Annotated in this window: 17 protein-coding genes and 1 riboswitch; of the genes, 5 read left to right on the plus strand and 12 right to left on the minus strand. The window is 58.0% G+C overall.

Annotated elements, in window-relative coordinates:
* The 3 genes from NW819_RS04045 to psbB all read right to left on the minus strand — a co-directional run.
* Positions 1–391 (minus strand): response regulator (locus NW819_RS04045; protein WP_414412963.1); only part of this gene is annotated, 391 nt, incomplete at its 3' end.
* A 399-nt stretch (positions 392–790) separates the two neighbouring features.
* Positions 791–889: a photosystem II reaction center protein T gene (locus tag NW819_RS04050; RefSeq protein ID WP_414343593.1), complete on the minus strand. Its 99-nt coding sequence runs from the start codon at positions 887–889 to the stop codon at positions 791–793.
* A 125-nt stretch (positions 890–1,014) separates the two neighbouring features.
* Complete coding sequence (gene psbB / locus NW819_RS04055) at positions 1,015–2,547, minus strand: photosystem II chlorophyll-binding protein CP47 (RefSeq protein WP_011431948.1); 1,533 nt, start codon at positions 2,545–2,547, stop codon at positions 1,015–1,017.
* 362 nt (positions 2,548–2,909) lie between these two features.
* Here psbB and NW819_RS04060 point away from each other — a divergent pair, with 362 nt between their 5' ends.
* Positions 2,910–3,206, plus strand: a complete 297-nt coding sequence (locus NW819_RS04060) for a 2Fe-2S iron-sulfur cluster-binding protein (RefSeq protein ID WP_011431947.1) — start codon at positions 2,910–2,912, stop codon at positions 3,204–3,206.
* 85 nt (positions 3,207–3,291) lie between these two features.
* A complete protein-coding gene (gene psbM, locus NW819_RS04065; protein WP_071818137.1) occupies positions 3,292–3,399 on the plus strand; it encodes a photosystem II reaction center protein PsbM in 108 nt (35 codons plus the stop codon).
* 126 nt (positions 3,400–3,525) lie between these two features.
* On the opposite strand, the gene NW819_RS04070 is transcribed toward psbM, so the two are convergent.
* From NW819_RS04070 to NW819_RS04100, 7 genes are all read right to left on the minus strand, one after another.
* Entirely contained in the window at positions 3,526–3,912 is a 387-nt protein-coding gene (locus NW819_RS04070; RefSeq protein ID WP_414412964.1) for a VOC family protein, read from the minus strand.
* A 206-nt stretch (positions 3,913–4,118) separates the two neighbouring features.
* On the minus strand, positions 4,119–5,486 hold the full coding sequence (thiC, locus tag NW819_RS04075) for a phosphomethylpyrimidine synthase ThiC (protein WP_414412965.1): 1,368 nt from the start codon (positions 5,484–5,486) through the stop codon (positions 4,119–4,121).
* A gap of 5 nt (positions 5,487–5,491) precedes the next feature.
* A riboswitch (TPP riboswitch) is annotated at positions 5,492–5,592 on the minus strand.
* A 112-nt stretch (positions 5,593–5,704) separates the two neighbouring features.
* Positions 5,705–6,454 (minus strand): DUF1995 family protein, encoded by a 750-nt coding sequence (locus NW819_RS04080; RefSeq protein ID WP_414412966.1) that lies wholly within the window; start codon positions 6,452–6,454, stop codon positions 5,705–5,707.
* Positions 6,455–6,482: 28 nt separating this feature from the next.
* Entirely contained in the window at positions 6,483–6,947 is a 465-nt protein-coding gene (locus tag NW819_RS04085) for a GUN4 domain-containing protein (RefSeq protein WP_414412967.1), read from the minus strand.
* A 51-nt stretch (positions 6,948–6,998) separates the two neighbouring features.
* Complete coding sequence (locus tag NW819_RS04090) at positions 6,999–7,526, minus strand: hypothetical protein (RefSeq protein WP_011431942.1); 528 nt, start codon at positions 7,524–7,526, stop codon at positions 6,999–7,001.
* 357 nt (positions 7,527–7,883) lie between these two features.
* Positions 7,884–9,830 carry a bifunctional metallophosphatase/5'-nucleotidase gene (locus tag NW819_RS04095; protein ID WP_414412971.1) on the minus strand — a complete coding sequence of 649 codons (1,947 nt, stop codon included), beginning with the start codon at positions 9,828–9,830 and terminating at the stop codon, positions 7,884–7,886.
* A gap of 212 nt (positions 9,831–10,042) precedes the next feature.
* Positions 10,043–10,396, minus strand: a complete 354-nt coding sequence (locus NW819_RS04100) for an MGMT family protein (protein ID WP_414329999.1) — start codon at positions 10,394–10,396, stop codon at positions 10,043–10,045.
* Between the two features lie 61 nt (positions 10,397–10,457).
* Between NW819_RS04100 and NW819_RS04105 the strand changes: the two genes are divergently transcribed.
* From NW819_RS04105 to ndk, 3 genes are all read left to right on the plus strand, one after another.
* Positions 10,458–10,970: a hypothetical protein gene (locus tag NW819_RS04105; RefSeq protein ID WP_011431939.1), complete on the plus strand. Its 513-nt coding sequence runs from the start codon at positions 10,458–10,460 to the stop codon at positions 10,968–10,970.
* A gap of 49 nt (positions 10,971–11,019) precedes the next feature.
* Positions 11,020–11,691: a HupE/UreJ family protein gene (locus NW819_RS04110; protein WP_414412968.1), complete on the plus strand. Its 672-nt coding sequence runs from the start codon at positions 11,020–11,022 to the stop codon at positions 11,689–11,691.
* 87 nt (positions 11,692–11,778) lie between these two features.
* Positions 11,779–12,228 carry a nucleoside-diphosphate kinase gene (ndk, locus tag NW819_RS04115; RefSeq protein ID WP_011431937.1) on the plus strand — a complete coding sequence of 150 codons (450 nt, stop codon included), beginning with the start codon at positions 11,779–11,781 and terminating at the stop codon, positions 12,226–12,228.
* Between the two features lie 63 nt (positions 12,229–12,291).
* On the opposite strand, the gene NW819_RS04120 is transcribed toward ndk, so the two are convergent.
* Together NW819_RS04120 and NW819_RS04125 are read right to left on the minus strand one after the other, a co-directional pair.
* Positions 12,292–13,386 carry a macro domain-containing protein gene (locus tag NW819_RS04120; RefSeq protein ID WP_414412969.1) on the minus strand — a complete coding sequence of 365 codons (1,095 nt, stop codon included), beginning with the start codon at positions 13,384–13,386 and terminating at the stop codon, positions 12,292–12,294.
* Between the two features lie 12 nt (positions 13,387–13,398).
* A partial coding sequence (locus tag NW819_RS04125) for a DUF4433 domain-containing protein (RefSeq protein WP_414412970.1) occupies positions 13,399–14,000 on the minus strand: 602 nt, incomplete at its 5' end.

The following is a 14,000-nucleotide window of genomic DNA, read 5'->3' on the forward strand; positions in this document are numbered from 1 at the left end:
GAGACAACACCTGGCGAACTTGATTCACCATCTCCTCATGATCCACCACCGGCTTGGCGATATAACCATCCGCCCCGCTCTGGGCCAAAAATGCCTCGCGGTCGCCGCGCATCGCATGGGCCGTCACCAAAATAATGGGGATGGAGCGGCTTTTTGGATCCCCCTTCAGCAGTTGGGCAATGCGGATCCCGTCCACCGCCTCGCCGCGAAAGGTGCTCTGGGACAGGGAAACATCCAACAAAATGACATCCACCTCGTGCCCCTGGGCCAGCTTCAAAATCTGCTCCACATCCTGGCTGTGAAAGACCTCAAAACCTCCCCGCCGTCGCAACACCTTCTCAAAAACACGGGCGTTGATCGGATCATCTTCCACCAGCAGCACTGTTGCCATCGTTAACCCAATCTTGAATCTGAACCCAAGCTAAGCTGTCTCTGGGATCCCAAAAGCCATCCTAAGGCATCCTTAGCGAGTTCAATTTGAGCAGTAGGACAAGCGTTCTCCTACAGAGTACTGAAGAGTACCGAAAAGGGTCTCAGTAGCTCTGAGAACTCCCCCCTCCTCTCCCAAAAGGAAGGATCCTCAGGTTGCCGCTACTTGACTATTTATTTTGGAATCTTATTTTGGAATCACTCCATTCCGAGTTGCCGCTACCCAACCGCAAATAGGAAAGCCGGAGAGAGCTCCGGCCCCATCCAGAACTAAGCCTAAACCACAAATCTCAAAAGAGACTGACCTTCCCTCTGCCTTGCTTGAGCCCGGCACAGCAGGAACGGCGGCCATTACCCTAGGTTACTTCTTGGTAATTCTCGGAGTTTCCCGAAAGGCAACTGCGAAAAATAAAAGGCCCAACGTCAAAAACAGGATAAAGGTGTAGGTGATGACTTCCATACGAAACCTCCAAGTCAGAATTGCTAAGGATTGCTAAGGGGGGCTTGATTCCAGATTAACTCAGAGCCGCCAGCACCCCATCTCCAAAGTGAAGCAGAGTGCCGACGGCATCGCCGAAAAGGGCTCTAGGCTTCCTGCACCTTGCGGGTAGTGGGATCCCCTACTTTCTGGAAGACGCCGAACTCCACCATTTCCTCGCTCATATTCGGGTCAATACCGGCGAACACATCGCGGAAGAGAGTGCGAGCGCCGTGCCAGATGTGGCCAAAGAAGAACAGCAGGGCAAAGACCGCGTGAGCAAAGGTAAACCAACCGCGGGGGCTGGTGTGGAAGGTGCCGTCCGCTTTGGGAGTTTCTCGGTCGAACTCAAACAACTGACCCAACTGGGCCTGGCGGGCATATTTCTTGACGGTTGCCGGGTCGGTAAACACCTGACCGTCCAGCTTGCCGCCGTAAAACTCCACCGTCACGCCCACCTGCTCAAAGCTATAGCGAGACTCTGCCCGACGGAAGGGAATGTCTGCCCGCACCACGCCATCGGCATCCCGCAGGATAACCGGGAAGGTTTCGAAGAAATTGGGCATCCGCTGCACCGTCAGCTCCCGCCCTTCGCGGTCACGGAACACCGGGTAGCCCAGCCACTCGATGGCAATGCCATCCCCTTTGTTCATGGGGCCAGCTCGGAACAGACCCCCCTTGGCCGGGCTGTTGCCCACGTAGTCGTAGAAGAGCAAAGATTTGGGCAGGGAGTTGTAGGCCTCGCTGCGGGTCATCCCGGCTTCCATGGCCGCATTTACCCGGCGGTTAATCTCCTGGTTGAAATAGCCAGAATCCCATTGGTAGCGGGTGGGACCAAACAGCTCCACAGGGGTAGTGGCGCTGCCGTACCACATGGTTCCGGCCACCACAAAACCGGCAAAAAACACCGCCGCGATCGAGCTGGAAAGCACCGTCTCGATGTTCCCCATTCGCAGAGCGCGATAGAGGCGCTGGGGTGGGCGTACCGTGATGTGAAATAGACCTGCAATGATGCCCACGATGCCTGCAGCAATGTGGTGGGCCACCACCCCTCCGGCGTTGTAGGGGTTAAAACCGGCTGGCCCCCATTCCGGTGCTACCGGCTGGACGTGTCCCGTCGTCGCATAGGGATCGCTCACCCACATCCCCGGGCCAAACACCCCCGTCAGGTGAAAGGCGCCAAACCCAAAGCAGAGGATCCCGGCCAGCAGCAGGTGGATCCCAAATATTTTCGGCAGATCCAAAGCCGGCTCGCCGGTGCGGGGATCCCGGAACAGCTCCAGATCCCAGTACACCCAGTGCCAGCAGGCAGCCAAGAAGAGCAAGCCGGACAAAACGATATGGGCAGTGGCTACCCCTTCAAACGTCCAGAAGCCCGCATTGGCAACGCTCTCGCCGTAGATATTCCAACCGCCCCAGGAGTTGACCACCCCCAGGCGAACCATAAATGGCATGACAAACATGCCCTGACGCCACATCGGATTCAGGACAGGATCCGACGGATCGAAAATGGCCGTTTCATAGAGCGCCATCGACCCGGCCCAACCTGCTACCAGAGCGGTATGCATCAGGTGAACCGCGATCAGGCGACCTGGGTCATTCAGTACAACCGTATGGACCCGATACCACGGTAGTCCCATAAAGCTCGGTCCTCCACGTTCTCCAACACTTGCGCGATATCCAGTCAAACAATTAAGCCGACATCTTACCTGGGATCCTGACCCGAGCAGTCTCTTCAGAGTCGGGGGGTGCCGCACCCGCTTGAACCCCTGAGCGCACCCAAGAGGATATCGCTCTCAGAATTTCCATCACGGGCATCAAACAGTATAACGAAACGCTACCGACCTGAGTGGCTTCAGGCAGGATGCCGTCTCACTTTAGGCATCATCTTCCCAGATCTCTCGCCGGAGATTAAAAATATGACTTAAAATGTTACAATACTTAGCAACTGTGAGCGCTCTCCTGGCTCAGGCTGAAAGGTGTCGTGGTTTCTGGCAGGGGTATGGCAACGATTCGCTTCGTCAACGAGAACCGAGAGATCTTCGTCGCTGAAGGCGCTAACTTGCGCTTGAAGGCTCTGGAAAACCAGATCGATCTCTACAAAATGATGGCCAAGCTGCTCAACTGCGGCGGCAACGGCCAGTGTGGCACCTGTGTGGTGGAGATTGTTGAGGGATCCGAGAACCTCTCCCCTCGCACCGAGGCGGAAAACCGCAAGCTCAAGCGCAAGCCCGACAGCTACCGCCTTGCCTGCCAGACCAAGGTGTTGGGGGATGTTTCGGTCAAAACCAAGCCCTAGCCTTGGCCCGCCCGTTTTCCCTTTGGGCAAGTCGTACTCAAGAGTGGTATGCTGACTGCCAGTTGGGCTTGTGGCATTTGGAGTTATGGAGACGAACTACCTGGGCATCTTGGCCACTCTCTTAGTCGTTCTGGTGCCCGCCATCTTCCTGGTGATTTTGTACGTGCAAACCTCCAGCAGATCTGGTGACTGAGTGGGCAGCTCCCACTGGCTCAAGTCGGGTAAATGCTGGTCAAAAAGGGGATCCCCTGTGTACAAGAGGATCCCTTTGCGTTGGACAAACTGAGAGTACTTGGGGGAGCGCCCTCAAGGTGCTAAGTCAAGCTGTGGCTTGGGCTGCCTTGGCTTGGTCGAAGGTTCCCGCAGGTTCATACAAAAACTCAAACAGGTTGCCGTCGGGATCCTTGCCGTAGAAAGAGGCAGTGCCATCCCGGTGGCTGTGGATTTCCCCCACCAGGATCCCTTGGGATTTCAGGCGCTGGTGCTCTTGCCGAAGCTCCTCTATGCTGTCGAAGACAAAGCCAAAGTGAGGCCCTGCCGCGCGGTAGCCCGGCCCCAGCAGTGCCAGCCCATCCTCTCCCGCCTTCATGTAGGCCCAGTCGGGATCCTGCCAGACGTTGACCATGCCCAGCTTTTGGTAGAACTCCACCGCCTTGGGGATGTCTTCTACCCGGATGGCGACATGCCCGAGTTGTCTAAGTGCCATGTCATCCTCTGTGCTCAAGTGAGCCAACTGCAATGGTTCTTCTACAGATCAGCTTGACACACTCCCCGCCGCAAAGGGCAGGGATCCCTGCAGCAAGACAGGGCTCTAGACCTGACTTCTTGAGAACTTGAGACAGGGATCCCAATCCAGTCCATAGGCAGGACAGAAGATGGTTTCAACCCATTGGATTGGGGATGAACCAAGGCTTACCCTGTTGGCTGCGCGGCCAAGAACTGCTCCAGCTCACTCAAAGCCTCTGCATCCATTTTGGTTTGCATGGGGCAAAACTTTGGCCCACACATGGAGCAGAACTCTGCCGTTTTGTAGATATCTGCCGGCAAGGTTTCGTCGTGATATTCTCTGGCGCGTTCTGGATCCAAAGACAATTCAAACTGCCGGTTCCAGTCGAAGTTATAGCGAGCTCTGGACATCTCATCATCGCGATCCCTGGCCCCAGGCCGGTGACGGGCAATGTCGGCAGCATGGGCGGCAATTTTGTAGGCAATGAGGCCGTTGCGCACGTCCTCAGCATTGGGCAAACCCAAGTGTTCCTTGGGGGTGACGTAGCAGAGCATTGCCGCACCATACCAGCCAGCCAAGGCCGCCCCAATGGCGGAGCTGATGTGGTCATAGCCTGCCGCAATATCGGTTACCAAAGGCCCCAAAACGTAGAAGGGAGCTTCGTCGCACTCCTCCATTTGCTTGCGCACGTTAAATTCAATTTGATCCATCGGCACGTGCCCCGGCCCTTCTACCATCACCTGCACATCGTGCTCCCAGGCCATGCGGGTCAGCTGGCCCAGGGTTTTCAACTCCGCCAGTTGCGCCTCATCAGAGGCATCGTGCAAACATCCCGGTCGCAAAGAATCTCCCAGACTAAAAGAAACATCGTATTTCTTGAAAATCTCGATAATGTCGCGGAAGTGGGTATAAAGCGGGTTTTGTTTGTGGTGGGCCAACATCCAACGGGCCAGGATCCCACCCCCACGAGAAACAATTCCCGTCAGGCGATGGCGCACCAACGGCAGATATTCGATCAGGATCCCGGCATGGATGGTCATGTAGTCCACCCCTTGCTGGGCCTGCTTTTCGATAATATGCAAGATATCTTCTGCCGAGAGTTTTTCGACATTGCCATGCACGCTTTCTAGGGCCTGGTAGATGGGCACCGTGCCAATGGGCACTGGAGAAGCTTGGATAATGGCTGTGCGAATTTCATCCAAATCGCCCCCGCCGGTGGACAGATCCATAACGGTATCGGCGCCGTATTTGATGGCCAATTTCAGCTTTTCCAGCTCTTCGGCCAAGCCGGAAGAAGTAGGGGAAGCGCCAATGTTGGCATTGACTTTGCACCGGGAAGCGATCCCAATGCACATCGGCTCGAGGTTGGTGTGATTGATGTTGGCAGGGATGATCATGCGACCCCGGGCCACTTCCGAGCGGATCAGTTCCGGCGGCAGGTTTTCCCGCCGGGCCACGTACTCCATCTCTTCGGTAATCACGCCCTGACGGGCAAAGTGCATCTGCGTTACATTTGCTTGCCCACGGCGACGGGCAACCCATTCGCTGCGCATGTTGTCAACTCCAGTGCTCGCTTTCCTACGCTGGTATGAACCAGATCAGGTTCTGAGGATGTAATCTCAGCCTGGGGGGGATCCCCAGACACTCCTAGCGTGGTGTGATCATATCACCGAAATAGAGATGAGGCGGGGAGCTTTATAGTCTTTATTAAAAGAGTTTGAGATAGTACTAACCCTCACCCCTGGCCTCTCTCCCCATGAGATCCTGACCCTCACAGGGATCCCAGCCAGCGCCGCCAGCTCCACCAGGGATCCTTTCCCTTGCTGGCCCTGAACAGTTCGGCCACTTCCTCGCCGGTGGGCTGGGCAATAAAAGTCTTCAAGACGCTGTAGAGGCCGGGCTCTTCCTGCTGCCACACGCTCCAGGGATCCGGATAGGCGCGAAACAGGGCTCCCTCCACCAATGAGCGCAGGTAGTAGCTGGTCTCAAAGGTGCTCAGGAACCGCTGACGCAGACGGCGACCGGCCAGACCCACACCCACGGTGGCGGCATCCTGCAATTGGGGGTTGAGCAGCACGACGGGTTTGGGATCCCGTCCTTTGGAAGCCAGCCCAGAGGGATCCCCGCCACTGACCGCTTGGCAAACCCGCTCCACCTGATCCAAGCTGTAAACCGCGGGCATCACCAACAGGATGCTCTGTTCTGGGGTAGGTTGAGTCCGGGAAGTCAAGCTCTGTAATTCAATCCCTTCTGGCAGGGATCCCCATTCCCGCTGGGCCAGGGCTGCTCCGCCGGCATCGCTGAATAGCACCAAAGCAGGCGGTTGCAGCAGCTCCAAAAACGGACGGGCCAAGACTTCCGGTTTAATCTCAGGAGCCAGGATCTCAATGAGCAGGCGGCGATATCCTGCTTGCATAGCCAGCCGTGTGGCCTGGATGGCCTGCTCACAGGCCTGGGCCAGGTCGATGGGCAAGTTGGGAAATTGGGTTAGTTGCAGTTGCTCGGCCACAGTCCAGTCCAATTATGATTCAGCCAGTAACCAGGGATGCTCAGCCAGACACTTCTTCCCAAGCCTTGTGGGTGAGCAACTCCTCCAGCACCCGCACGCCCCGCAGTTGATTGGAGAGGGGTAGGTGGCCTTTGGGGGCAGACAGATCCCAGGTAAACTCGTCGGGGTAGCGAGTCCAGTGGTAGCCCTGTTTCCAGCCGATGAGGGGCCAAAGGCGCTCCCAGTTGCGATTCACCCCCAGCCACAGTTGCCGCTGCACCGAGTAGCCAAAGCGATCCCCGGAGGCCGCCCGCCACAGGCGATCGATCGTGCGCAGATCCTCGACCGGGATCCGGCTCACCTCGGAAAAATACAGCCAGCCCCGCCGCGCCGCCCCCTCTCCTGCCGCCCGACATAGCAGTTGTAGGCTCAGCCGATCCGCCTCCAGCCAGGCTCCCGCCGATAACAGCTCCTGTAGAGGACGATAGTCGATATTCAGGGCTGAAGTCAGAGGGACGGTCACCATTGCCAAGTTGCAAAAGGTCTCCCTTGATTTTAGTCCCTGCTGTCCGTCCCCTCAGGTTTCAGGCGGGTACTTGGGCGGATCCCCGAAGATGATGCGATAGCCGATGTACGCCACCCCCAACAGCCCTGCCAGGATCCACAAGAAAGCCGAAAAGGGCATGTAGGAAAAAAAGACAAGATAAACCCGGCGACTGAGCCAAGAAAAAATAAGATAGACTGCCGCCAAAATGCCGATCCCTTGCAAGGTGCGAAAAGCCGGCACCCGCGAGAGAGGCATGCGCTGCCGCGCCACCCAGATGGAGCTAAGAAAAGTCCAGGGAGGCACCAGCAGCAAGAACATATCCGCCTGCTTCACCACCGCCTGCCAGCCGGCGGTGTTGGTGGCATAGGCCAAGTAGCCCGCCCAGAGGACAAGAGTTACCGCTCCCAAGCCGATACTTAAGCTGAGCAAAAAAGGTTCCTCCCATTGGCCTGGGATCCAGTCGCAGAGAACCCAAACCACCCAAGGGGTGGCAAAGAGCAAAAGCGCAATGGCTAAGCCATTGGCGTTGAGCTGGGTAAAAAACGTCTCCAGAGTCATGAACAGCAAAAGGAGCGAACGTCACCCTTGATGGTAATGATTCCTCCTTGAGGAAGCAATTCAATCCGTATACAAATCCACCTATTGTGGGCAATGCCCGCAAGGTTCACGGCCCGCCTGGGCACCCCGGTAAACGTTGCCAAGTAACACCAGCAGGGATAGGAGTAGGAAAAAGAAAAGGGATCCTTGACACTGGCCAGGGATCCCTTCCTGTAGTCTTTCCTAAAAAGCTCAAGACATTTTCTATGGCGTTGCTGAGGGAATTAACCCAAGCCACTCTCCCCTTTTGCAAGAAGTGAGTCTGGCATCGGAATCCCTACTCCTCCGGATCCATCCGCCTCAGTCCATTAACCCAATCTACAGCCCTTGCAGCACCGTATCGGGGCGGGCCGACAGATTCTGGATGCGGGTATCCTGGGCAGGCGGGGTGTCTGCTTGGGTGAACACGCCGATCTGCCGCAAATACCGAGCCAAGGCATCTTGCTCGCTGCCGGGGGTATCGAAGGTGATGCCGGAACTGGGGGCCAAGTTCACCCGGTTGGGGTTGGACAGGCGAGGGAAGGGATAGTCATCCCCACCGTTGGCCAAGAAGTCCAGGGTCACCAGGCGGAAGGTGCGTCTGGGATCCCCTTGCACTTGGCCGTTGCGCACCACCACATCCCGACCTGTGGGCGTATCCACCCGCAAGGAGAGGACGCGGGATCCCGGTGGCCGCGAGGGATCAAAGCTAAAGGCAAAGCCGCCAATTTGGGGGAAGCGGCCCGGCGTAGCTCCCGGCTGGGTTTGCGCCACCCCGTGTTCCACTATCTGCTTCAGTTCCTCAGCGGTGACGGTCAACAGAGAGAGGCCGTTGTTAAAAGCAAGGGCCGTTTCGATGTCCAGCTGAGAGATTTGACCGGACTGCTTGCCGGCTTCAGGGTTAGCCACCGGTGGGATGCGCCGCACCGGCTCACCGCCGCCGCCGCTGGTGGTAGCCCCAATGGGAGCGCGAATGCCACCGCCATTTTTCAGGGAGATAACCGTAGAAGGATCAACCGTTCTGGCGTAGGCCAGGTTGGCATCGGCAGTGAGGTTGCCCAGGTTGGTTTCCTCAGTGCGCACCTCTGCCCGCAGGCCGTTGAGAAATTGTGTGGTGGAGCCGAAGGTGCGGCCATCTTTGGTGCGGATGATGTTGCCAATTTCGTTGGCTATCCGCACTACGTCGGGATTGGGGGTGCCCCTGACAGCTGCTACCCCTTGGTCGTCGGTGGCATAGGCACCGCTCACCGGGTCAATGCGGGCAATAACCCCGTTGGCGTCAAAGCTGACCACCAGGCGGCCCACGTAGCGATAGTTGGAGCCGGTGTTCACCACTGCCACCGGTTGACCGCTAGCCGAGGTGCGCAGAATGGGGTAGTCGCCCGTGCGCACATCCTCAGTGCGCAGGCGATCGGTGGGCTTGGCGATCACCCGGTGGGATCCGCCGGCAATGATGATGTCCACATTTCGCAATTGGCTGGCCAGGGCTACCTCGTTTTGCAACTGTTGCAGATGGGCTAGGAGGATAATTTTGTTGATGCCCTGAGCGGTGAGTTGATCGACGAAGCCCTGGATTAGAGCGGCACTCACCTGGTCAGTATCGTCCACCCTGCCTTCTACCCTCACCTCGGGGCCGGGGCTAGAGATGGCCGCCAAACGGGTGGTGGTGGCTCCCACCAGACCGATCCGCTGCCCTCCTACCGTGATCACCGCCGTCTTGGCGATCTTGCCGCGGATAGAGCTGGCCTCTTGACCATCAGCGGCAAAGTCAGAGCTAGCCAATTCGCCGGTACCGCTGAAGCTGAGGTTGGCGCTCAGATAGGGAAAACGAGCCCCAGCGTAGCCGCGGCCAGTGTCGGGCCGGATGAGGTCGCGAATTTGGCGCGTGCCTTGGTCGAACTCGTGGTTGCCGAAGGCAGCCGCCTCAAAGCCAATGGCGTTGATGATCTCGATATCGGCTTTGCCAGGGGTGAGGTTGTAACGGCCTTGCAGAGACCGATCCGTGCTGGCATTGTAGAAGGGGCTGGGGATATAGTTGTCCCCACTGGAGAGCACCACCGTATTTGGGAATTGGGGGCGCAGAGCGTTCACCACCGCCGAGAAGCGCGGCGCATCTTGTACGGCAGCGATCGAGGCTTCCAAGTCGCTGGCATGTAGGATTTGCAGGGTAAAAGCGGGCGGCTGAGTCGAGAGAGCCACATTGGGATCCGAGGCGATAAACCCAGCCCCTCCGCCGGTTGGGGGAACCGAGCTGCTGCTACCGCAGGCGCTGGCCAGGCTCAGCACCAAACACCACAACCCGACCCACAGGGACCTGGCCAGAGGGTTCAGCCAATCCGGGAGCCATCTCTTGGCAGGGGCAGACCCTCGAGCACGGCAAGCTGGTTTCATGACAATTCCTTCACTCCATCCACAAGAGAGGACGCATCCGCGTTCACGTTACCAAGGCTGGGATTGGGGTTTCGCTATGACCTGTTTAAGGTTAGGTCAAGCCTAGGTTAAACTTCCCCTGGATCCCAGCCAAATTGTTGCAAGTCCACCTGGCCCTCGGCGTCGAAGTGGATCCCTTCGGCTTGCAGCAGCGCTTTCTGCAGGTCGTCGTAGCCCAGGCGAAAAGGGGAGTAGGAAATGCAGCCCTGGGCGTTGATCACCCGGTGCCAAGGGATGTCGGTGTTTTGGCCTTGCAGGCGAAACAAAGCATAGCCCACCTGGCGAGCATAGCCGGGGTAACCGGCAACCCGCGCCACCTGCCCATAGGTGGCCACTCGGCCCGGCGGGATCCGCCGCACCACTTCGTAAAAGCGCTGGTAGAGGCTAGTAGATGGAGCGCTAGTGGAGCCAGACTGGGTCACAGGGATCCTCGCTCAAACTTGGCAGACAATAAGATGTGGAACGGATTGGATCCCCGGGTCCATGAGCTATTTAATCGCGGTACTGCCGGATCGCATAGCCGCTGAGGCGGCCTACAGCGCCCTGGAACAAGCCGGCTTTTCCCTGGAGCGATTGCATCTGCTGGGGCGGGGCTACAAGAGTGCCGACGAGTTTGGGCTGATTGACCCGGCCCAAGCGGCCCGCCGTCAGATGCGGCGCCTGGCCATTTGGTTGGTGCCCTTTGGCTTTTTGGCCGGGGTGGGGTTCAGCGTTTTGAGTGGTTTGGATACCTTTGCCTGGGCGGGACCTATAGGCAACCACCTGATCGGCGGCCTATTGGGCGCGATGGGCGGGGCCATGGGCAGCTTTTTCGTCGGCGGCGGAGTGGGCTTGTCTGGTGGCTCCGGCGATGCTTTGGCTTACCGCAACCGCCTCGCTGCGGGCAAGTACGTGCTCATTGTGGAAGAAGAGAACGAAACCCGCCTCCGCGAAGCCACGCGGATTTTGCGCCAGTTTGAGCCGGAAAATCTGCAAGGGTACAGAGAGCGCCCCTAGACTGGGAGATCTGGGCAGCTATTGAGAGAACTCAGGGAGGTCCAAAAGCATGTCTTGGCTGTGGCAGCAAGTCCCATCGCCGCTTGGGCGGTGGCGGAAGGAAGGGATCCCCAGCTTTGCCGCTGCTGGGGGTGCACTGGCAGTTACGGGGTTTTTTTCGCCGGCTTTTGCCCACCACGCCCTGGGAGGGAAACTGCCTGCAACGGCCTGGGAGGGATTTCTCTCCGGGCTGGCTCACCCTGTCATTGGCTTGGATCACCTGGCCTTCGTCGTGGCCATCGGTCTTGTGGCGGCGGGGCAGCCCTGGCGCTACGGGATCCCGCTGGGCTTTGTGCTAGCGGGTCTGGTGGGCACTGGGATCCACCTGGCCGGCTGGGATCCCCTGGAACTGACGGAGCTGGCCATTGCCTCTTCCGTGGTTCTCTTCGGCTTGCTGCTGGTGCAACCGCGGCAGATCCCAAGTTGGCTCTTGCTAATAGGGGGATCCCTGGCGGGGCTATTCCATGGCTATGCCTACGCCGAAACCATTATCGGCGCCCAACCCATGCCTTGGGTGGGATATCTACTGGGGTTGAGCACCGTCCAGTATGGGGTAGCTCTCCTGGCCCTTTGGGCAGCAGAACGCTGGGGGTTGCGGATCCCTGGCTTAACCCGCTGGGCCGGCTGGGCGATTACAGTGGTGGGGGCTGCCTTCCTGACCTTGGCAGTGGTGGGCGCGTAAAAAGCGCTAATTTTGCTCCCTTGCGCTCGGGATCCCCGATCCGGTACAAGGATAGCGGTGAAGATCTGTAAAACGAGGGGAGATCCCATGGAGCGCACCTTTATTGCCATCAAGCCAGACGGCGTGCAGCGGGGGCTGGTGGGCACCATCATCCAGCGCCTGGAGAGCCGGGGCTACCAATTGGTGGGCCTGAAGCTGGTGCAAGTGAGCCAAGAGCTGGCGGAAGCCCATTACGCCGAACACAAGGAGCGCCCCTTCTTCCACAGTTTGGTGAAGTTCATTACCTCGGGGCCGGTGGTGGCTATGGTCTGGCAGGGCAAAGGGGTGATTGCTGCCGCCCGTAAGCTCATCGGCAAGACCAACCCCCTGGAGGCAGAACCGGGCACCATTCGCGGCGATTTTGGCATCGACATTGGCCGCAACCTCATTCACGGCTCCGATGGAGTTGAAACCGCGCAGCGGGAGATCGCCCTTTGGTTCGATGAGTCGGAATTGGTGAGCTGGACACCGGTTGCCCAAAGCTGGATTTATGAGTAGGTACTTGCTGCAGGCAAGGGGTAGTCGTGTTCGCAGGTTCCAGACCGGAAGTAGTGCAGAGCGCTAGGGCCGTGTTTCGAACTGGCTTCGGCTGGCCGCAAGCGGCTCTGTTGGAAGTGCCTTGAACCACCCCTTCTCTGCCAAAACTCGAGCGGCAAGCAGGATCTGTTTGCTACTGAATTGTTGTTTTCTATCTCCCCAGGCGTAGAAGCTTTCCACCAACTCTGCCGTCGTAGAAGGGTGCCCACGAGTCACGATCCAGTGGACAGTAGCCAGCAATTCTAGACCATAGGGCGACTCAAAGCCCTCCACGAGGTCGCTGACACGCTCAAAGCGTTCTCTCGTCTCTGGCTGTCCAGCGAGATATCTATGGGCTTCCTCGACAGCACCGGGCACCAGTTCCAGCTTCTTGTCTGGTCGATCACCGCCCGAGCCGTACCCAGAGATGTAATATCCCTCGATTTCTTTGAGAACATGCCGCAAGTTCTCGGCGTAGGGTCCATGAACGCCCTTTGTAAATCGCAGGCGAAGCGGCTCCCCGGCTTCCTGCAGGAAGTACATCAGCTTGTGCAGCTCGAGCAGGGAAACGAAGGGAACCAGTAGGCCGTTGGTGTAACGTTCCATGAGGCCCACCAGCACCGCCCTTCCCGGAGTTAGGGTAGGAACCTGCCCACGGCGCATGCTCTTCGGTAAAGGCTGAGGCCCGGTGGGCTCAAAGACAAGGATGTGGACGTCGGGAAGTTCTGCTAGCGCCTGCTCGATGCGGGAGCGCACATCGGGCCAATGAAGACCCCCGAGGCCGCAGCCTAGGGGTGGCAAAGCGACTGAGCGCAGACCAAGATGCCTGATCTCCTCGGCAAGGGACTTCAGCCCAGCTTCTATATCCTCGATCCGCGACTTCCCCCGCCAGTGGCGTTTTGTGGGGAAATTGATGATGTAGCGCGGATTGGTCAGGTTTCCGGTCTCGAAAACGAACATTTTGCCCGGTTGGACTTCCCCCCGTCGGCAAGCTGCCGCGTAGGCCTTGAAGTTCTCAGGCCAGGCCTTCTTAAACTGCAGGGCAATGCCACGGCCCATGGCGCCAACGCAGTTAACGGAATTGACCAGCGCCTCCGCATCCGCTTCCAAGATATCTCCGATACAGTACTCAAGGGCCATGGCCTCCCTCCGCTAAAAATACCAATCGACATGGACTTCAACTGCAGGGTTATACTTACTCCCCGTCAATGCTCGGTTGACTCTGTCTTTTACGCTGGCCTGGCACACCCCGATCCTTTCAACGAGATCAAGGGGGAAATAGCGGTGGACGAGAAATTCTGCTTGTTTGCGCTCTTTGATATCTGGGTCGCGGAAATCCCTGGCAACGATGGCATTCCAGTCCAGCTCGCCAAGACAGTCGGGTTGTGAGCGGAACTCGGCGTAGCGTGCACCCGCGTTGGAGAGGGAGAAAGCCCACCGAACCCCATTGTGATCAGCCCAGGCGATGACCCGATACAGGTCTGCTTCGAGATGTACGATCGGAGTCTGCCCACCGCGATAGGTCAATTCGGGATGGTTCGCGCAATGGATAACGTAGAGCATGATCGAGCGGGGGCAAAAGTAAAAAGGAACATAGTCGCCGACTTTTGTGCCAGGGTGGCATGAAACTTCCAGCTCCTTAATCCGACGTTGCTTGATTTTGGACATGCCAATGGTTCGCGCTGGCCCCCCTTTTTGGAGTACTGCTGCGTCAGAGAGGAGCCCACCAGTGTTTACCGAAAAAACGCCGTAAA

The organism is Synechococcus sp. R8-2 (assembly GCF_047461715.1).
Lineage (GTDB): Bacteria > Cyanobacteriota > Cyanobacteriia > Thermostichales > Thermostichaceae > Thermostichus.

What these genes read in the sequence shown, in the direction of transcription:
- NW819_RS04110 (WP_414412968.1), top strand. Translation starts at nt 11,020, where the DNA reads ATGTCTTGGCTGTGGCAGCAAGTCCCATCGCCGCTTGGGCGGTGGCGG.
- ndk (WP_011431937.1), top strand. Translation starts at nt 11,779, where the DNA reads ATGGAGCGCACCTTTATTGCCATCAAGCCAGACGGCGTGCAGCGGGGG.
- psbM (WP_071818137.1), top strand. Translation starts at nt 3,292, where the DNA reads ATGGAGACGAACTACCTGGGCATCTTGGCCACTCTCTTAGTCGTTCTG.
- NW819_RS04090 (WP_011431942.1), bottom strand. Translation starts at nt 7,526, where the DNA reads ATGACTCTGGAGACGTTTTTTACCCAGCTCAACGCCAATGGCTTAGCC.
- NW819_RS04105 (WP_011431939.1), top strand. Translation starts at nt 10,458, where the DNA reads ATGAGCTATTTAATCGCGGTACTGCCGGATCGCATAGCCGCTGAGGCG.
- psbB (WP_011431948.1), bottom strand. Translation starts at nt 2,547, where the DNA reads ATGGGACTACCGTGGTATCGGGTCCATACGGTTGTACTGAATGACCCA.
- NW819_RS04050 (WP_414343593.1), bottom strand. Translation starts at nt 889, where the DNA reads ATGGAAGTCATCACCTACACCTTTATCCTGTTTTTGACGTTGGGCCTT.
- thiC (WP_414412965.1), bottom strand. Translation starts at nt 5,486, where the DNA reads ATGCGCAGCGAATGGGTTGCCCGTCGCCGTGGGCAAGCAAATGTAACG.
- NW819_RS04070 (WP_414412964.1), bottom strand. Translation starts at nt 3,912, where the DNA reads ATGGCACTTAGACAACTCGGGCATGTCGCCATCCGGGTAGAAGACATC.
- NW819_RS04085 (WP_414412967.1), bottom strand. Translation starts at nt 6,947, where the DNA reads ATGGTGACCGTCCCTCTGACTTCAGCCCTGAATATCGACTATCGTCCT.
- NW819_RS04060 (WP_011431947.1), top strand. Translation starts at nt 2,910, where the DNA reads ATGGCAACGATTCGCTTCGTCAACGAGAACCGAGAGATCTTCGTCGCT.
- NW819_RS04120 (WP_414412969.1), bottom strand. Translation starts at nt 13,386, where the DNA reads ATGGCCCTTGAGTACTGTATCGGAGATATCTTGGAAGCGGATGCGGAG.